Genomic DNA, 17,302 nt, shown 5'->3' with positions numbered 1-17,302 from the left:
GATTGCGCGCTTCGTTCTAGAGGAGGCTCGGCTGGTCGGCCGGATCACGAGTGCGATCATAGGCCTTTGCGCCTGCGCGCTCAACCTTCGCGTCGACCGGCCCGTCCCGGAAATGCAGCGTTACCGCGCCCGCACTCCGCGTCGCCTGAGCCGTCACCAGCGTATCGCCGGAGGGCCGCGCGGTGACGCGGACATAGCCGCGATCGAGCAATTTATTGGGATCGAGCGATTCGACCAGCCGCCACGTCGCCTCCAACCGCTCGCGCGCGGCGTCGTGCTGGCGTTGCAGGATGGCGGGGCGCAACGCCCCGCCCGCGCGGTCGAGCAGCCCGCGCGCCACCGTCACGCGCCGCTCCAGCCCGCGCGACAGCCGCGCGGCGGTATCGTCGAGCCGCTGGCGCTGCGGCCCGAGCAGCGCGTCGCGCTTGGGGATGACACGCACCAGCGCCTCCAGCCGCTCGCGCGCGCGTTCGTGATAGCGGCGCGCGCATTGTTCGGTGCGGTTGGCGTGGGATGCGATCGTCAGCCGCAGGTCGGCGAGCACCGGCACCGCCATCTCCGCCGCCGCCGTGGGAGTCGGCGCGCGCAGGTCGGCGGCATAATCGGCGAGCGTGGTGTCGGTCTCATGCCCCACCGCCGAGATGATCGGGATCGCGCAACCGGCGATCGCGCGCACCACGACCTCCTCGTTGAACGACCACAGATCCTCGATCGAGCCGCCGCCGCGCGCGACGATGACGAGATCGGGCCTCGGCACCGGCCCCCCTTCGGGAAGCGCATCGAAGCCGCGGATCGCCGCCGCGACCTCCGCTGCCGATCCGTCGCCCTGCACCTTGACCGGCCAGACGATGACGTGGCTCGGGCAGCGATCCTCCAGCCGGTGCAGGATGTCGCGGATCACCGCCCCCGTCGGCGACGTGACGACGCCGATGACGCGCGGCAGATACGGCAGCCGCTTCTTGCGCGCGCCGTCGAACAGCCCCTCACCGGCGAGCTTCGCCTTGAGCTTCTCGAGCAGCGCCATCAGCGCGCCCTCGCCCGCCAGCTCCATCCGTTCGATGATGATCTGGTATTTGGAGCGCCCCGGATAGGTCGTGACGCGGCCCGTCGCGATCACCTCGATACCGTCCTGCGGCTGGAAGGCGAGCGCGCCGACGCTGCCTTTCCAGATCACGCCGTCGATCACCGCGTCGCCATCTTTCAGCGCGAGATAGGCATGGCCCGAGGCGACGCGCTTGTAGCCCGAAATCTCGCCGCGCAGGCGGACATGGCCGAACTCGCTCTCGACCACGCGCTTGAGCTTCTGCGCCAGCTCGCCGACCGAAAGCGGCGCGGCGTTGTCGCCCGGCGTCGCCTCGGCTACCAGCCGCGCGTCTTCGGAGGTAAAGTCTGACATGAACGTCCTGCTGATCGGATCGGGTGGCCGCGAACATGCGCTCGCGTGGAAGCTGGCGCAATCGCCGGGGCTCGATACGCTGTTCGCCGCCCCAGGCAATCCCGGCATCACGCACCATGCGACGATCGCCCCCGTCGACGTGACCGATCACGCCGCCGTCATCGCCTTCGCGCGGGAAAAGACGATCGGCCTCGTCGTGATCGGGCCGGAAGCGCCGCTGGTCGACGGTCTCGCCGATTCCTTGCGCGTCGCGGGCATCGCCGTGTTCGGCCCCTCGGCGGCGGCGGCGCAGCTCGAAGGATCGAAGGGTTTCACCAAGGCTTTGTGCGACCGGATGGGCATCCCGACCGCGCGCTATGCCCGCGTCTCGTCGCTCGGCGAAGGGCTGGCGGCGCTCGGCGGCTTCGGCATTCCCGTCGTCATCAAGGCCGACGGCCTCGCGGCGGGCAAGGGCGTCACCGTTGCGGAAACGCGCGCGCAGGCCGAGGCCGCGCTGCACGATCTGTTCGACGGCGCCGGCGGCGAAGCGGTGATCGAGGAGTTCCTGGAGGGCGAGGAGGCCAGCCTGTTCGTCCTCACCGATGGGAAGGATATCCTGCCCTTCGGCTCCGCGCAGGATCACAAGCGCGTCGGCGACGGCGATGTGGGGCCGAACACCGGCGGCATGGGCGCCTACAGCCCCGCGCTCGTCCTCACGCCGGAGCTGGAGGCTCGCGCCATCGACGAGATCGTGCTGCCGACGGTGCGCGGCATGGCGGCGGCGGGGACGCCGTTTTCGGGCGTGCTCTACGCCGGGCTGATGCTGACCGCCGATGGCCCGAAGCTAATCGAATACAATGCCCGCTTCGGCGATCCCGAGTGCCAGGTGCTGATGCTGCGGCTGGAGGACGATCTGCTCGACGTCATGCTCGCGGTCGCCGAAGGGCGGCTCGGCGAGCGCGCGCCGGCGCACTTCTCGGACGCAACCGCGCTGACGGTGGTGATGGCGGCGCGCGGCTATCCCGGTACGCCCGAGAGCGGCGGCGCGATCGCCGGGCTCGACGCGGTCGAGGGTGCGACCGTGTTCCAGGCCGGCACGAAGCTTGCCAACGGCAAGCTCGTCGCATCGGGCGGCCGCGTTCTCGCCGTCACCGCGACCGGTGCGGACGTGGCGGACGCGCAGGCGGCGGCGTACCGCGCGGTCGACGCGATCCACTTCCCATCGGGTTTCTGCCGCCGCGACATCGGCTGGCGCGAGATCGCGCGCACGCGCTAGGCAGAGTTGGCGCGCCGTTGGTGTTTTGGGCGGGTCGTGCGTTAAGAGCGCGCCGACCCGCCACGGAGCATGACGCATGGACAGCACGACCACCACCAATCACGATTTCGCCCAGTCCATCGTCGGGCCGATCACGATCATCCACGTCATCCTGATGGTCGCGCTCGCCGCCGCGGCGGTGCTGATGATCTGGTACGGCGGGGTCCAGCGCCGCCGCCGCCGCGAAGCCGAGCAGCAGGTCGAAGAGGACCGCCGCATCGCCGAGGAGGCCGGTGCGACCGTGCCCGCGCAGGAGGCCGATCCCAACCAGCCCGACGGCGGGTCTTTGAAAATCGCGGGCGAGGAAACGCCGCAGCCGGCCGAAGTGTCGCGGGAGGCCCCAGCCGCGGAAACGCCAGCACCGCCCGTGCAGGAATCGCTTCGCGAGCCCGCCGCGCCTGCCCCCGCTCCCATTGCCGATGCGCCAAGCGACCTCACGCAGTTGAAAGGCCTGGGCCCCAAACTCGCCGCGACGCTCGCCGAGCTCGGCTACACCCACATCGCCCAGATCGCCGCCCTCACCCCGGAAGATGCCGCCGCGCTCGACGCGCGGCTCGGCGCGTTCCAGGGCCGCATGGCGCGCGATCGCTGGATCGAACAGGCCAAGCTGCTGAGCGCGGGCGACCGGGCGGGCTACGAGGCGCAGTTCGGGAAATTGTAGAGCGAGCCCAGAAAGCTGAAAGGCATAGTGAAAGGTGGCTCCCCTCCCTGGAAGGGAGGGGCGGGGGTGGGCCGTCACGCACGGGACATTCGCCTTCGCTGGCTAACAAAGTTCTACCCGAGCGCTTGCCTCAGCGTGGCAGCCGGCAAAAGCTCTCCTGAGCGCCTGCCTTGGTTCGCCGCCGGCAAAGCCGTCGGCCGGGTTCGGAGCTTCGCGCCGACCCGCCGTCCGGTCGGGCGCTGCCCGGCGCTTGCGCGCCTGCGCCCGACAAAAAAAGGGCCGGTGCGTTGCCGCACCGGCCTTAGGTCGTCCGCAGGAGGAACGAATTGGGGGGCCGACCGTCAGGCCGGCCCCGATCTGGTCAATAGTGGTAGGCGCGCTCGCCGTGCTCGGCGATGTCGAGGCCTTCCTGTTCGACTTCCTCGGTGACACGCATGCCCCAGGTCTTGTCGATGATGATGAAGAGAACCGCCGAACCGATGCCCGAGAGCAGCAGCGTCAGGCCGACGCCCCAGGCCTGGTGCCCGACCTGCGCCAGCATGTCGTACGCACCCGCCTGCATCGTGCCGGGCTTCGCGGCATAGTCCGCGATGCCCTGGCCGCCGAGGTACGGTGCGTCGAGGATACCGGTCGCGATCGCGCCGGTGATGCCGCCGATGCAGTGTACGCCGAACACGTCGAGCGAGTCGTCGTACTTGAACTTCGACTTCACCACGCTGACGAAGAAGAAGCAGATCGGCGACACGATCAGGCCGAGCACCACCGAGCCCATCGGCCCGGCGAAACCGGCCGCCGGGGTGACGGCGACGAGGCCGGCGACCACACCCGATGCAGCACCGAGCAGCGACGGCTTGCCGCGCACGACCTGCTCGACGAGCAGCCAGGAGAGACCGGCGGCGGCGGTGGCGACGAAGGTGTTGATGAAGGCGACGGCGGTGACGCCGTTCGATTCGAGGTTGGAACCGGCGTTGAAGCCGAACCAGCCCACCCACAGCAGGCTCGCGCCGATCATGGTCATGGTCAGCGAGTGCGGCGGCATCGGCTCCTTCGGATAGCCCGAACGCTTGCCGAGCAGGAGGCACATCACCAGGCCGGCGATACCGGCGTTGATGTGGACGACGGTGCCGCCCGCGAAGTCGAGCGCGCCGATGCCGAACAGATAGCCGGAGTGGTCGTTGGCAGTCTTGAGCGCGGCTTCACCGGCAAGCGCGGCGGTCGCGATCGCGTCAGGGCCGTCCCAATACCAGACCATGTGCGCCATCGGGAAATAGATGAGCGTCAGCCAGAGCGCGGTGAACAGCATCAGCGGCGAGAACTTCACGCGCTCCGCCACCGATCCGACGAACAGCGCCGGCGTGATGCAGGCGAAGGTCATCTGGAAGACGATGAAGACGTATTCGGGGAGATATACGCCGTTCGAGAAGGTCGCCGCCTTGCTGTTGGCATCGACGCCCTGCAGGAACAGCTTGGTCAGCGGGTTGCCGACGAAGGCATTGCCCTCGGTGAAGGCTTCCGAATAGCCCCAGGTGACCCAGATCACCGATGCCATGCAGACGATCATCAGCACCTGCGTGAGGATGCTCAGCATGTTCTTGGTGCGGACGAGGCCGCCGTAGAACAGCGCGAGGCCCGGCACCGACATCATCAGCACGAGCAGCGAGGCAACGAGCATCCAGGCGGTGTCGCCCTTGTCGATCGTCGCCTCGGGAATCGGAGACGGAGCGGCGGCGGCCGCCTGCGCGAAAGCGGGGTGGCTAAGCGTCGCGGCAACGCCGATCGCTCCCAGCCCGGCCAGAATCTTGGTCGAAAGCTTCACTGTTTCCCCCTTCCCTTAGAGCGCGGTTTCGTCGGTCTCGCCGGTGCGGATGCGCACGGCCTGACCAACGTCGAGCGTGAAGATCTTGCCGTCGCCGATCGCGCCGGTGTTGGCGGCGGCCTGGATCGCCTCGACCACCTTGGCGGCGAGGTCGGCCGCGCAGACGATCTCGATCTTGATCTTCGGCACCATGTTGGTGCTGTATTCGGCACCGCGATAGATTTCGGTCTGGCCCTTCTGGCGGCCGAAACCCTTCACTTCCGTCACGGTCATGCCCGCGACCCCGATCTCGGTGAGGGCTTCGCGCACCTCGTCGAGCTTGAACGGTTTGATGATGGCAATAACGAGCTTCACTCGACGCCCCCTTTTCGTTTTGTCCCGGGGAGCAGTCAGCAATCCCCGTGCCAGAGTCGAAATGGCGCGAAAACGCGCGGAATCGCGTCCGCAAAAGTTACAGATGTGTAAAAATTTGTGCAGTTGCGAAGCTCTGCCCAAAATTCGGGCAGCGCATTCGGGCGGGATAGTCAGGCAGCGGCGGCGACGATCCTGCGCGCGATGTCCGCATCGTCCTCATCCACCATCACGCGCACCGGGATGAAGAGATAGCTGCCGTCGGCGATGCTGGAATTGGCGTCGAGCGCGACCGCCGGGATGCCTTCGGACTCGAGCCGGCCGATCAGGATATGCGCCTCGTTGCGGTTGAAGCGGCCGATCTCGACCAGACTCATACCACCCGCACCACGCGCGGGCGGCCGAGCGGACATTCGAGCTTGTCGCGGTCCCATTTCGCGAGATCGGCGGCGGCATCATAGGTCGACTGGCAGAAGGCGAGGATCGCCGCATCGGGATCCCTAGCCGCGCGCACCGCCGCATAGGGCAGGATGAACTCGCCGAGCGCCGTGTCCCAGGCCGCTTCCTCGGGCGCGACCTTCGCTCCGGCATAGCCCTCCGGCGAGGGATAGGCATAGGCGTAGAAGGCGGCCTGCGGATAGGCGTCGCTGCCCGGCCAGAAGCCGATGCTCGCCTCCTCGTGGCTGTACGCCTCGCACGTCACGTCGTCGGGCAGCGCGGGGATGCCGCCGGGATGGCGCGGCGCGACCCGGCCGGAAAAGCGCGTCGCGGCAAGATCGAAGCTGCCCCAGAAGAAATGCACGGGGCTCGCCTTGCCGAGGAAGCCGGTGCGGAATTGCCCGAACACGCGCGCGACGCGGATCAGCACCTGCCAGAAGGCAAAGACCGCCTCGTTGTCATAGCCGCGCCAGCGGTCGTCCTCTGCAAAGGGCAAGGCGTCGGCGATCTCGCTGGGCGCGCCATCGAACGCCGAGGGAACACCGAGATCGTCGAGCATCACGCGGACGGTGCGGTGGAAGTCCGCGATGCTGCCGGGGCCGAGCTCCATGCCGCGGCTGCGCCCGTCGCTCGTCGTCATCACCAGCCGGTCGTGCAGGAAATCGAACTCGATCTCGAGGATGCGGTCGCCGACCGGAATCGCCGACGTCGTCAGCCCGCGCGCCGAAACGTAGAGCGGCACATGCCAGCTGTGATTGAGCCACGGCGTGAGCGCGAGCCGCACCTTGCCGATGATCTGCGTGCGGAGCTGCAGCGCGATCGCGGTCTCACGCCAGGCAGACCATTCGAGCGCGGGCCAGGTGTTGCTCATCGCTTCGCTTTCGTTGACCCGCATGTCGTGTGCGCATACTTTATGCGCATGAACGCGCGATCGCAACCGCCCGCCAAGCGCCGCCGCTCCGTCAACCTGTCGCTCGACGAAGCGGTGGTGGCGGAGGCGCGCGAATACGGCATCAGCCTGTCGCGCACCAGCGAAGCCGCGCTCGCGAAAGCGGTGAAGGAGGAACGCTGGCGGCGCTGGCAGGAGGAAAACCGCGACGCGATCGAGGCGAACAACCGCTGGGTCGAGGAGAATGGGATTCCCTACGCCGACCTGCGCCTTTGGTAATGGCGCAGTTCGATGTGTATGAGGTTAGATCGGGACAATATCTGATCGACTGCCAGTCGGATCTGCTGTCGCACCTCGAATCCCGTTTCACGGTGCCGCTTTCGACGGCCTCGGATGGACGACAAGCTATCGGCCGGTTCCATCCTCATTTCGTTGTCGAAGGCATCACCATGATGATGGTCACCGAACTGGCAGGTGCAATCCCGGCGCGCGCATTGGGTCGTCGCGTCGGATCGCTCATCGCGCAGGAATATGAAATCAAGGCCGCGCTCGACATGCTGGTTTCCGGCATCTGATCGCGGCGCGGCGTGGCGAAGCCACGCCGTCGGACCTCGCTGCGCGAGGCCGGCCGCGCTTCGTGCCGAGACGCGGACTAGCCACGCTAATCCGCTGCACGAAGCTAGACCGCCGTCCCGCCCACCGTCAGCCCTTCGACCAGCAGCGTCGGTTGCCCCACGCCCGCCGGCACACTCTGCCCGCCCTTGCCGCACATGCCGACACCCTCGTCGAGCGCGAAGTCGTTGCCGATGCCTTTCACATGCGTGAGGCACGACGGCCCGTCGCCGATCAGCGTCGCGCCCTTGATCGGGGCGCCGAGCCTGCCGTTCTCGATCTTGTACGCCTCGGTGCAGCTGAACACGAACTTGCCCGAGACGATATCGACCTGCCCGCCGCCGAAACTCTTGGCGAAGATCCCGCTCTTGACGCGGCTCAGCAGCTCGGCCGGATCGTCGCTCCCGCCGCGCATGAAAGTGTTGGTCATGCGCGGCATCGGCGCATGGGCGAAGCTTTCGCGGCGGCCATTGCCGGTCGGTTCCACGCCCATCAGCCGCGCGTTGAGGCGATCCTGGATATAGCCCTTGAGGATGCCGTCCTCGATCAGCACGTTCTCCTGCGTCGGCGTGCCTTCGTCGTCGATCGACAGCGAGCCGCGCCGGTCCATGATCGAGCCATCGTCGACCACGGTCACGCCCTGCGCCGCGACGCGCTCGCCGATCCGCCCGGAGAAGGCCGAGGTGCCCTTGCGGTTGAAATCACCTTCGAGACCGTGCCCGATCGCCTCGTGCAGCAGGATGCCGGGCCAGCCGGGTCCGAGCAGCACCGTCATCTCGCCCGCTGGTGCCGCAACGGAATCGAGATTCACCAGAGCCTGCGAAAGCGCCATGTCGATCGCGCGGTTCCACGTCGCCGGCTCGAACAGGTCGGCATAGAGATAGCGTCCGCCCAGACCGTGATTGCCGGTCTCGCGCCGCCCGTTCTGTTCAACCACGATCGAGACGTTGAGCCGCACCAGCGGCCGCACGTCGGTGGCGATGAAGCCGTCGGGGCGGACGATCTCGACCACCTGCCAGCTTCCCATCAAGGAGACCGACACCTGCGACACGCGCGGATCGCGCGCGCGCGCGGCGGCGTCGATCGTCTGGCACAAATTCACCTTGTCGGCGAAGGGCACGAGATCGAGCGGATCGGATGCCGTGTAGAGATGGCGGTTGGTGGCGCGCGGCGGCGCGGCCTTGGGCCCGGTCGCGGGGTCGATCAGCGCCATTGTCTCCGCCGCGCGGTTGATCGCCGCGCCGCTCAGTTCGTTGGCATGCGCGAAGGCAGTCGTCTCCCCCGACACGGCGCGCAAGCCGAAGCCCGAATGCGTGTCGTAACTCGCGGTCTTCAGCCGCCCGTCGTCGAAGCCGAACGCCTCGGACTTACGATATTGCAGGTAGAGCTCGCCGTCATCGGCCTTTGAAAGCGCCGAGGCGGTGAGGCGCTGCGCCTCATCGGGCGACAGCGCGCCGTCGTGATAGAGGAAGGCGCGGGGATCTGCGGGACTGTTCATCCCGGCAATATAGGCAGGTTAGGCGCTCGCGCCAGCCGCATGATCCGGGAGGCTCGCCTGATCCGCATGATCGGCGACGCCGCCGATCAGCACGAAGCGGCGGTCGCAATAGCCGCAATCGACATATCCCTCTTCGTCGATCTGCAGCCACACGCGCGGATGGCCGAGCGCGGCGCCGCCGGGAATGTCGCTCGCGCCGTCGCAGGCGACGCGGGGGGAGTGGACGCGCAGGGTTTCGGGCGGTGGCAGCATGGTCGACTTCATAAGGGGGCAGCGTTAAGCGGGCAAGCCTCAGCGGCACGGGATTTGAAGGCGAAAAGACGATGCCGATGTATGGACACCCGGCCTGTCGATGCTGGCGCTGGAGGCGCGGATGCGGATCGGCCGGTGGGACGGGCGGCGGCGGATCGTGGCGCGCGACGCGCTGTTCCAGCAAAGCTGCGTCGCGCGGCTGAAGCGTGTCCCCGGCGACCAGCCGCGCGTGCTCGCCGCCTACAGCTATGCCGCCGAGGGGTTGCTCGCCTACGCCAGGACGCGCGGCTGGAGGACAGTGCTGTGCCAGATCGATCCCGGCCCCGGCGAGGAGCGGCTGGTCGCCGGGTTCGACCCCGCCGCGCCGCTGCGCTCACCCGAGACATGGGAGCGCTGGCGCCGCGAATGCGCGCTGGCGGACCGTATCGTCGTCAATTCCGAATGGTCGCGCACGCTGCTGCTGGAGGAAGGCATCCCGGCGGAGAAGCTGCGCGTCGTTCCGCTCGTCTACGAAAAGCCGGCGGAGGCTGTGTCGCGCCGATACCCGCAGCACTTCGATGCCACCCGCCCCTTACGCGCGTTGTTCCTCGGCCAGTTGATCTCGCGCAAGGGGCTGATGCCGCTGTTCGATGCGATCCGCGCGCTCGAGGGCCTGCCCGTAACCTTCGACATCGTCGGCCACCCGGCGATCCCCATCCCCGCCGACATCGCCGCCAACCCGGCGGTGCGCCTGCCCGGCGGCGTGCCGCACAGCGCGACGCCCGCGCTCTACCGCGACGCCGACGTCTTCCTGTTCCCGACCTTTTCGGACGGCTTCGGGCTCACCCAGCTCGAAGCGCAGGCGTGGCGGCTGCCGATCATCGCCTCAGCCCATTGCGGCGACGTGGTGCGCGACGGCATCGACGGCATCGTCCTGCCCGACGTGACCGGCGACGCCATCGCCGCCGCGATCCGCCGCTGCCTCGACGATCCGGCGCTGCTGCAAGGCTTCGCCGATGCGACGCCGCCGGGCCATTCGGTCGACTGGCTGGCGCAGCGCTGGATCGAGGCCGCCGCCTAGGCTATCCCTCGCCGCATGACCGAAGCCGCCATCGCCATCACCGATCTCTGCAAGACCTATCAGGGCGGCAAGCGCGCGCTCGACAGCGTCACGTTCGACGTGCCGCGCGGGCAAATCTTCGGGCTGCTCGGCCCCAACGGCGCGGGCAAGTCGACGCTGATCAACATTCTGGCGGGCCTCGTCAACAAGACCAGCGGCACCGCCACCGTCTGGGGCTTCGACATCGATCAGCACCCGCGCAACGCCAAGGCGTCGATCGGCATCGTCAACCAGGAGATCCTGTTCGATCCCTTCTTCTCGCCGTTCGAGACGCTGGAGATCTTCGCCGGGCTCTACGGCATCCCCAAGGGCCGGCGCCGCTCGATGGAGCTGCTGCGCGCGGTACATCTGGAGGACAAGGCCAATGCCTATGCCCGCACGCTGTCGGGCGGCATGAAGCGGCGTCTGATGGTGGCGAAGGCGATGGTCCATTCGCCGCCGGTGCTGGTGCTCGACGAACCGACCGCGGGCGTCGATATCGAGCTTCGCCAGCAGCTCTGGGCCTATGTCCGCTCGCTCAACGAGCAGGGCGTGACGGTGGTGCTGACCACGCATTACCTCGAGGAAGCCGAGCAGCTCTGCGACCGTATCGCCATCATCAATCACGGCAAGGTGATCGCCAACCAGCCGACGCGCGACCTCGTCGGCATGGCGCAGGAGAAACTCGTCGCAGTCACGGTCGACCGCGATCTCGCCGTAGCCCCGCAATCGCCCGCTTTTCAAAAGATCGAGCTGAAGGCCGGCCGCACGCTGGAAATCACCTACCGCAAGGATCAGGTCAACGCCGGCGAGGTGCTGGCGGCGGTGCAGGCGGCGGGCCTCGGCATCGTCGATGTCAGCACGCGCGAGGCCGATCTCGAGGACGTGTTCCTCAACCTCACCCGCGCGGCGAATGCTGCCTGAGATCCAGCATTGCCCGATCTGCGGGACGGCCGTCCGGCCCAATCCGCGCTATCCCAACTACCTGTGCCAGACCTGCGCCGTCCGCGCGAAAAGCTCCGACGGGCGTCCGCTCACCTTCTTCAACACCGACATGAGCGGCGGGTACGAGGCGCGCTATGCCGACAATGGCACGCCCTACGGCAGCCACGATTGCTACGTCGACGGCGTCCTCTGCCACGCCGACGAGGCGCGCTTCGGCGGCATCGTCATCCAGCGGCGCGTGTAGCGAGTTGATATCGCCCGCCGTTCGGGCGTAGTCCCTGCGTCAACGGCGATACGGAGAGACGGTCTCGACGACGCTCGCGACCACGGAGAGATCGGCTTGCACGATCCGCACAGCAGCGACATCCTCATCATCGGCTCGGGCGCGGCCGGGCTCACCGCCGCGCTCAACCTCGCCGATCAGTTCCGGGTGACGGTACTCGCCAAGGGCGGGCTCAACGAGGGTTCGACCGCCTGGGCGCAGGGCGGGATCGCCGCGGTGCTGGAGCCCGGCGACACGTTCGAGAGCCATATCGAGGATACGATGATCGCCGGCGCGGGCCTCAACGACCGCGCCACCGTCGAGTTCGTCGTCGAGAACGCGCCCGCCGCCATCGCCCGGCTGGAGGAGCTCGGCGTGCCTTTCAATCACGAAGGCGAGGGTGGCGCTGGCGCGCTCCACCTGACGCGCGAGGGCGGCCATTCGCACCGCCGCATCGCGCACGTCGCTGACGCCACCGGCTGGGCCGTACAGGTCGCGCTGCAGAACGCGGCCGAGGCGCATCCCAACATCCGCCTCGTCCCCGATATGGTCGCGATTGACCTCGCCACCGGCAAGCACGAGCAGCGCTATTCGGGATCGGGCCATGTCTGGGGCGTCTATGCCGTCAACCGCCAGACCGGCCGCGTCGAGCTGTTCACCGCGCGCGCGACGATCCTCGCGACGGGCGGTGCGGGCCGCACCTATCTGTTCTCCACCGCCCCGCGCGGCGCCACCGGCGACGGCATCGCGATGGCGTGGCGGGCAGGCGCGCGCGTCTCCAACATGGAGATGATGCAGTTCCACCCGACCTGCCTCTACAATCTCGACGTCAAGAACTTCCTCATCACCGAGGCCGTGCGCGGCGAGGGCGGGCACCTGCTGCTCCCCGATACGGGCTACCGCTTCATGCCCGATTTCGATCCCCGCGCGGAGCTTGCCCCGCGCGATATCGTCGCCCGCGCGATCGACCATGAGATCAAGCGGCTCGGCCTCGATTACGTCCATCTCGACATCAGCCACATGGGCCCGGCGTTCATCCACGAGCATTTCCCCAACATCCAGGAAAAGCTCAGCGGCCTCGGCATCGACATGACGACGCAGCCGATCCCTGTCGTGCCCGCGCAGCATTACACCTGCGGCGGCGTCATCGTCGATCTCGACGGGCGCACCGATCTGCCCGGGCTCTACGCGGCGGGCGAATGTACCGAGAGCGGGCTGCACGGCGCCAACCGCCTCGCCTCCAACTCGCTGCTCGAATGTTTCGTGTTCGGCGAGGCGTGCGCGCGCCACATCGCGGAACATTGGGACGATCTGCCCCCCGTCCCCGTCATCCGCCCGTGGGACGAGAGCCGCGTGACGGACTCCGACGAAGAGGTCGTCATCAAGCAGAACTGGACCGAGATCCGGCGCTTCATGTGGAACTATGTCGGTATCGTGCGCACTACCAAGCGGCTAGAACGTGCGCAGCACCGCATCAAGATGATGAACGAGGAGGTCGGCGACTACTACGGCCATTTCCGCGTCACGCCCGATCTGATCGAACTCCGCAACCTCCTCCAGACCGCGGAACTGATCGTCCGCTCGGCGCTCCACCGCAAGGAATCCAGGGGCTTGCACTACACGCTCGATTACCCGGACATGCTGCCGGAGGCGATCGACACGGTTTTGGTTCCCTGATTTCGCCTATGAAATACCGTCTCATCGCCGATATCCCCCGGCTCGTCCCACAGGCGCGCCGGTTGCGGGTTCTACGATATTGCCAAGTCACACTTTATTCAGCATTTTTCTGGCTTCCTGCAGGGGCATGCAGGAGCAGAAAAAAGTGATCGCGAATTTGGTCGTTAGCGTTTCGAGACTTGGCGCCGGATTGTTGCTGACCGCAGCGCTTTGCGCCTGCGTCCATGATACCCGGCTCGATCATGCCGCCTATGGCGCGCCGCGCCCCGCTCCCTATCAGCGCAACCCCTATCAGCTCGTCCTGCCGGTGCCGCAATCGACGCCGCGCCCGGTGCAGGCGCCCGTCGGCCTCACCCGCGCGATCGACACGCTGGCGAAGAATTTCGACGGCCGCGTCGGCATCGCCGTGCGCAGCATCGATGCCGGCTGGACGATCAGCGAGGGCGGCGACGTCCGTTTGCCGCAGCAGAGCGTCAGCAAATTGTGGGTGGCGATGACCGTGCTCGACGCGCGCGACGCCGGGCGGCTGCGGCTCGACGATCCGATCACCATCACCAAGGCCGATCTCACCGTCTTCCACCAGCCGATCGCCTATCTGCTCAAGAACGGCGAATACAAGACGACGGTCGGCGAGCTGCTCCAGCGCGCGCTGACGATGAGCGACAACACCTGCAACGATCGCCTGCTGCGCTATGTCGGCGGTCCGGCGGCGGTGCGCAGCTTCATCGCCCGCAAGCAGCTCGGCAACATCCGCTTCGGCCCCGGCGAGCGGCTGTTGCAGAGCCAGACCGCCGGTCTCGCGTGGCGGTCGGAATATGCCTTCGGCAACGCCTTCACCCTCGCGCGTGCGCGCCTGCCGCAATCGGCGCGGCTGGCGGCATTCGAAAGCTATGTGGCGGACCCGATCGACGGCGCCGCCCCGGTGGCGATCGCCGACGCGCTCGCCCGGCTCAAGAAGGGCCAGTTGCTGTCGGACGATTCGACGCATTATCTGATCGACACGATGGAATCGTCCAAGACGGGCCGCTACCGCATGCGCGCGGCGATCCCGGCGGGCTGGACCTTCGGGCACAAGACCGGGACGGGGCAGGATCTCGGCCGCCGCACGGCGGGCTTCAATGACGTCGGCGTGCTGACCGCGCCCAACGGCCACGGCTATGCCATCGCCGTGATGATCGGCGACACCCCGCGTCCCCCCGCCGAGCGCCAGATGCTGATGCAGCAGGTCGTCGCCAGCGTCGTCGCGAACCACAAGCCGTATTGAACACACCGGTGTGACGGAAAGAGGATAGCCTTACCCGCCTGCCCAACATCCCCTTGGGCCTTGCCCGCTTCGCTGCTATCTCCCCGCGCACAATGCCTCATCTCTATCTCGTCGACGGCTCGGGCTATATCTTCCGCGCCTACCACCGCCTCCCGCCGCTCACCAACGTGCATGGTGAGCCCGTCGGCGCGGTCTACGGCTATACGACGATGCTGTGGCGGCTCGCCGACGAGCTGCACAAGGCGGACGGGCCGACGCACATGGCCGTCATTCTCGACAAGTCGAGCCACACCTTCCGCAACGATCTCTACGATCAGTACAAGGCGCACCGCCCGCCGCCGCCCGAGGATCTCGTACCCCAGTTCCCGATGATCCGCGATGCCACGCGCGCCTTCTCGCTGCCGTGCATCGAGGAGGAGGGGCTGGAGGCCGACGACATCATCGCCTGCTATACCAAGGCCGCGCTCGCGCAGGGCTGGTCGGTGACGATCGTCAGCTCCGACAAGGATCTGATGCAGCTGATGACCGATCCGTCGGTCGATATGTACGATACGATGAACAACCGCCGGCTCGGCCCGGATTACGTCGTCGAGAAGTTCGGCGTCGGCCCCGACAAGCTCGGCGACGTGCTGGCGCTGATGGGCGACAGCGTGGACAACGTGCCGGGCGTGACGGGCGTCGGGCCCAAGACCGCCTCCAAGCTGATCCTCGAACATGGCGATCTCGAAGGCGTCCTCGCTGCCGCCCCCGCGATGAAGGCGGGCAAGCTGCGCGACAACCTCATCGAACAGGCGGAGAATGCGCGCCTTTCGAAAGTGCTCGTCACGCTGAAATGCGACGCGCCGCTGCCCGAGCCGCTCGAGGATCTCGAGCTCAAGGGCCTGCCCGAACCGCCGCTGCGCGCCTTCCTCGAACATCACGGCTTCAAGTCGCTGCTCGCGCGGCTCAGCCAGGTCGCCGACGCGCCGGTTTCGCATCAGGCCCCGCCGACCGCGATCCCGCAGGAGGAAGACCCGCCCTGCGAACACGACAAATACGAGACGGTCGTGGACGAGGCCGCGCTCGACCGCTGGATCACCGTCGCGCGCCATCAGGGCTGGGTCGCGATCGATACCGAGACGACCGGCGTCGACGCCACCCGCGCCGAGCTGGTCGGGATCAGCATGGCGCTGCATCCGAATCTCGCCTGCTACGTACCTCTGGCACATGGCGGAACAGGTCTCTTCGCGGATAAGCCCGTGCAGTTGAGCACGGAGGTGGCGCTCGCCAAGCTCAAGCCGCTGTTCGAGGATCCGTCCGTTCTCAAGATCGGGCACAACCTCAAATACGACATGATCGTGCTGGGCCGGCTCGGGGTGGACGTGACACCCCACGACGACACGATCCTGATGAGCTTCGATCTCGATGCGGGCCTGCACGGTCACGGCATGGATGAGCTCGCCGCGACGCACCTCTCGCACAGTTGCATCGCCTTCAAGGACGTCGTCGGCACCGGCAAGTCGCAGCGTCAGTTCAACGAGATCGACCTCGACGCCGCAACCAAATACGCCGCCGAGGATGCCGATGTGACGCTGCGGCTGTGGCGGCGCTTCAAGCCGCGCCTCGCCGCCGAGGGCGGCACGCGCGTCTACGAGATGGTCGATCGCCCGCTCGCGCCCGTCATCGCGCAGATGGAGCGGCACGGCATCAAGGTCGACCGCGAGAAGCTGAACGGTCTCTCGACCGAATTCGCCCACCAGATCGCCAGCCTCGAAACCGAGATCCACGGCCTCGCCGGCGGTCCCTTCACGATCGGCAGCCCCAAGCAACTGGGCGACGTGCTGTTCGAACGGATGGGCATCAAGGGCGGGCGTAAGGGCAAGTCGGGCGTCTACTCCACCGACGTCAACGAGCTGGAGCGGATCGCGGCGGACAAGGATTCGCCCGGCGCGGGCATCGCCGCAAAGGTGCTCGACTGGCGCCAGCTCTCGAAGCTGAAATCGACCTATACCGACGCGCTGCAGGCGCAGATCAACCCGGCGACGGGCCGCGTCCACACCAGCTACAGCCTGACGGGCGCGCAGACCGGCCGCCTCTCCTCGACCGACCCGAACCTGCAGAACATCCCGATCCGTACCGAGATCGGCCGCCAGATCCGCGACGCCTTCGTGGCGGAACCCGGCAACGTCATCCTCGCCGCCGACTATTCGCAGATCGAACTGCGCCTGGCGGCGCACATGGCCGACGTGCCCGCGCTGCGGCAGGCGTTCGCGAACGGCGACGACATCCACAGCCTGACCGCGCAGGAGCTGTTCGGCGAGGTCAACCGCGACACGCGCGGGCGCGCCAAGACGATCAACTTCGCGATCCTCTACGGCATCTCGCGCTGGGGCCTCGCCGGCCGGCTCGACGTCAGCGCGGACGAGGCGCAGGCGATGATCGAACGCTATTTCGAGCGCTTCCCCGGCATCCGCAACTATATCGCCAACACCACCTCGGCGGCGCGCGAGACCGGCTACACGACGACGCTGTTCGGCCGGAAATGCCATTTCCCGCGCCTCAAATCCTCCGTCCAGCACGAGCGCCAGGGGGCGGAACGCGCCGCCATCAACGCGCCGATCCAGGGCACGTCGGCCGACATCATCAAGCGCGCGATGGTGCGCATGACGCCGGCCCTCGTCGACGCCGGGCTGCCCGACGTGCGGATGCTGCTGCAGGTACACGACGAGCTGGTGTTCGAGCTGCCCGAAGGCGACGTCGAAGCGGCAAGCTCCGTGATCGAGCGCGTGATGGCGACCGCCGCAGAACCCGCCGTCACGCTCTCGGTGCCGCTCGGCGTCGAGATCGGCGCGGGCGCGAGCTGGGGCGCCGCGCATTGAGCAGTATTCCC

Annotated in this window: 17 protein-coding genes; 10 read left to right on the top strand and 7 right to left on the bottom strand. The window is 67.6% G+C overall.

From position 1 onward, the window contains the following. Nucleotides 1–16: 16 nt before the first annotated feature. On the bottom strand, nucleotides 17–1,396 hold the full coding sequence (gene xseA, locus Q5H94_RS04480; protein WP_304560015.1) for an exodeoxyribonuclease VII large subunit: 1,380 nt from the start codon (nucleotides 1,394–1,396) through the stop codon (nucleotides 17–19). On the opposite strand from xseA, the gene purD reads away from it, so the two are divergent. Both purD and Q5H94_RS04470 read left to right on the top strand, forming a co-directional pair. Further along, nucleotides 1,395–2,651: a phosphoribosylamine--glycine ligase gene (purD, locus tag Q5H94_RS04475; protein ID WP_304560014.1), complete on the top strand. Its 1,257-nt coding sequence runs from the start codon at nucleotides 1,395–1,397 to the stop codon at nucleotides 2,649–2,651. The genes xseA and purD overlap by 2 nt on opposite strands. A gap of 76 nt (nucleotides 2,652–2,727) precedes the next feature. Further along, nucleotides 2,728–3,351, top strand: a complete 624-nt coding sequence (locus Q5H94_RS04470) for a hypothetical protein (RefSeq protein WP_304560013.1) — start codon at nucleotides 2,728–2,730, stop codon at nucleotides 3,349–3,351. A 361-nt stretch (nucleotides 3,352–3,712) separates the two neighbouring features. Here the strand turns inward: Q5H94_RS04470 and Q5H94_RS04465 are convergent, their stop codons facing one another. The 4 genes from Q5H94_RS04465 to Q5H94_RS04450 form a co-directional block, all read right to left on the bottom strand. Then, nucleotides 3,713–5,167 (bottom strand): ammonium transporter, encoded by a 1,455-nt coding sequence (locus tag Q5H94_RS04465; RefSeq protein ID WP_304560012.1) that lies wholly within the window; start codon nucleotides 5,165–5,167, stop codon nucleotides 3,713–3,715. Nucleotides 5,168–5,182: 15 nt separating this feature from the next. Continuing rightward, entirely contained in the window at nucleotides 5,183–5,521 is a 339-nt protein-coding gene (locus Q5H94_RS04460; protein WP_304560011.1) for a P-II family nitrogen regulator, read from the bottom strand. Nucleotides 5,522–5,691: 170 nt separating this feature from the next. Next, nucleotides 5,692–5,895: a putative signal transducing protein gene (locus tag Q5H94_RS04455; protein ID WP_304560010.1), complete on the bottom strand. Its 204-nt coding sequence runs from the start codon at nucleotides 5,893–5,895 to the stop codon at nucleotides 5,692–5,694. Beyond that, nucleotides 5,892–6,827 (bottom strand): DUF5996 family protein, encoded by a 936-nt coding sequence (locus Q5H94_RS04450; RefSeq protein WP_304560009.1) that lies wholly within the window; start codon nucleotides 6,825–6,827, stop codon nucleotides 5,892–5,894. Before Q5H94_RS04450 ends, Q5H94_RS04455 begins: the two co-directional genes overlap by 4 nt. A gap of 48 nt (nucleotides 6,828–6,875) precedes the next feature. Between Q5H94_RS04450 and Q5H94_RS04445 the strand changes: the two genes are divergently transcribed. Together Q5H94_RS04445 and Q5H94_RS04440 are read left to right on the top strand one after the other, a co-directional pair. Beyond that, nucleotides 6,876–7,124 carry a type II toxin-antitoxin system CcdA family antitoxin gene (locus Q5H94_RS04445; RefSeq protein WP_304560008.1) on the top strand — a complete coding sequence of 83 codons (249 nt, stop codon included), beginning with the start codon at nucleotides 6,876–6,878 and terminating at the stop codon, nucleotides 7,122–7,124. Continuing rightward, nucleotides 7,124–7,420, top strand: a complete 297-nt coding sequence (locus tag Q5H94_RS04440; RefSeq protein ID WP_304560007.1) for a CcdB family protein — start codon at nucleotides 7,124–7,126, stop codon at nucleotides 7,418–7,420. Before Q5H94_RS04445 ends, Q5H94_RS04440 begins: the two co-directional genes overlap by 1 nt. A 104-nt stretch (nucleotides 7,421–7,524) precedes the next feature. Here Q5H94_RS04440 and tldD read toward each other — a convergent pair whose 3' ends face one another. Further along, nucleotides 7,525–8,955 (bottom strand): metalloprotease TldD, encoded by a 1,431-nt coding sequence (gene tldD, locus Q5H94_RS04435; RefSeq protein WP_304560006.1) that lies wholly within the window; start codon nucleotides 8,953–8,955, stop codon nucleotides 7,525–7,527. Between the two features lie 18 nt (nucleotides 8,956–8,973). Continuing rightward, nucleotides 8,974–9,207, bottom strand: coding sequence for a zinc-finger domain-containing protein (locus Q5H94_RS04430; protein ID WP_304560005.1), 234 nt, complete (start codon nucleotides 9,205–9,207; stop codon nucleotides 8,974–8,976). A 100-nt stretch (nucleotides 9,208–9,307) separates the two neighbouring features. Here Q5H94_RS04430 and Q5H94_RS04425 point away from each other — a divergent pair, with 100 nt between their 5' ends. The 6 genes from Q5H94_RS04425 (at nucleotide 9,308) to polA (ending at nucleotide 17,291) form a co-directional block, all read left to right on the top strand. Then, a complete protein-coding gene (locus tag Q5H94_RS04425; protein WP_304560004.1) occupies nucleotides 9,308–10,267 on the top strand; it encodes a glycosyltransferase family 4 protein in 960 nt (319 codons plus the stop codon). A 15-nt stretch (nucleotides 10,268–10,282) separates the two neighbouring features. Further along, the gene (locus Q5H94_RS04420; RefSeq protein ID WP_304560003.1) at nucleotides 10,283–11,209 is read left to right on the top strand and encodes an ABC transporter ATP-binding protein; all 927 of its coding nucleotides are present in this window, start codon (nucleotides 10,283–10,285) and stop codon (nucleotides 11,207–11,209) included. Beyond that, nucleotides 11,199–11,474 carry a hypothetical protein gene (locus Q5H94_RS04415; RefSeq protein WP_304560002.1) on the top strand — a complete coding sequence of 92 codons (276 nt, stop codon included), beginning with the start codon at nucleotides 11,199–11,201 and terminating at the stop codon, nucleotides 11,472–11,474. The genes Q5H94_RS04420 and Q5H94_RS04415 overlap by 11 nt, the downstream gene beginning before the upstream one ends. Before the next feature lie 96 nt (nucleotides 11,475–11,570). After that, nucleotides 11,571–13,169, top strand: coding sequence for an L-aspartate oxidase (gene nadB, locus Q5H94_RS04410; protein WP_304560001.1), 1,599 nt, complete (start codon nucleotides 11,571–11,573; stop codon nucleotides 13,167–13,169). Between the two features lie 193 nt (nucleotides 13,170–13,362). After that, complete coding sequence (locus Q5H94_RS04405) at nucleotides 13,363–14,433, top strand: serine hydrolase (protein ID WP_304560000.1); 1,071 nt, start codon at nucleotides 13,363–13,365, stop codon at nucleotides 14,431–14,433. Between the two features lie 92 nt (nucleotides 14,434–14,525). After that, nucleotides 14,526–17,291, top strand: a complete 2,766-nt coding sequence (gene polA, locus Q5H94_RS04400; RefSeq protein WP_304559999.1) for a DNA polymerase I — start codon at nucleotides 14,526–14,528, stop codon at nucleotides 17,289–17,291. Nucleotides 17,292–17,302: the final 11 nt, after the last annotated feature.

The sequence above is a fragment of the Sphingomonas immobilis genome, from assembly GCF_030580995.1.
In the GTDB taxonomy this organism is placed as follows: domain Bacteria; phylum Pseudomonadota; class Alphaproteobacteria; order Sphingomonadales; family Sphingomonadaceae; genus Sphingomonas; species Sphingomonas immobilis.
This window is presented reverse-complemented; position numbering and strand designations above follow the sequence as displayed.

What these genes read in the sequence shown, in the direction of transcription:
- purD (WP_304560014.1), top strand. Translation starts at nt 1,395, where the DNA reads ATGAACGTCCTGCTGATCGGATCGGGTGGCCGCGAACATGCGCTCGCG.
- xseA (WP_304560015.1), bottom strand. Translation starts at nt 1,396, where the DNA reads ATGTCAGACTTTACCTCCGAAGACGCGCGGCTGGTAGCCGAGGCGACG.
- Q5H94_RS04470 (WP_304560013.1), top strand. Translation starts at nt 2,728, where the DNA reads ATGGACAGCACGACCACCACCAATCACGATTTCGCCCAGTCCATCGTC.
- Q5H94_RS04455 (WP_304560010.1), bottom strand. Translation starts at nt 5,895, where the DNA reads ATGAGTCTGGTCGAGATCGGCCGCTTCAACCGCAACGAGGCGCATATC.
- Q5H94_RS04450 (WP_304560009.1), bottom strand. Translation starts at nt 6,827, where the DNA reads ATGAGCAACACCTGGCCCGCGCTCGAATGGTCTGCCTGGCGTGAGACC.
- Q5H94_RS04445 (WP_304560008.1), top strand. Translation starts at nt 6,876, where the DNA reads ATGAACGCGCGATCGCAACCGCCCGCCAAGCGCCGCCGCTCCGTCAAC.
- Q5H94_RS04440 (WP_304560007.1), top strand. Translation starts at nt 7,124, where the DNA reads ATGGCGCAGTTCGATGTGTATGAGGTTAGATCGGGACAATATCTGATC.
- tldD (WP_304560006.1), bottom strand. Translation starts at nt 8,955, where the DNA reads ATGAACAGTCCCGCAGATCCCCGCGCCTTCCTCTATCACGACGGCGCG.
- Q5H94_RS04430 (WP_304560005.1), bottom strand. Translation starts at nt 9,207, where the DNA reads ATGCTGCCACCGCCCGAAACCCTGCGCGTCCACTCCCCCCGCGTCGCC.
- Q5H94_RS04425 (WP_304560004.1), top strand. Translation starts at nt 9,308, where the DNA reads ATGCTGGCGCTGGAGGCGCGGATGCGGATCGGCCGGTGGGACGGGCGG.
- Q5H94_RS04420 (WP_304560003.1), top strand. Translation starts at nt 10,283, where the DNA reads ATGACCGAAGCCGCCATCGCCATCACCGATCTCTGCAAGACCTATCAG.
- Q5H94_RS04415 (WP_304560002.1), top strand. Translation starts at nt 11,199, where the DNA reads ATGCTGCCTGAGATCCAGCATTGCCCGATCTGCGGGACGGCCGTCCGG.
- polA (WP_304559999.1), top strand. Translation starts at nt 14,526, where the DNA reads ATGCCTCATCTCTATCTCGTCGACGGCTCGGGCTATATCTTCCGCGCC.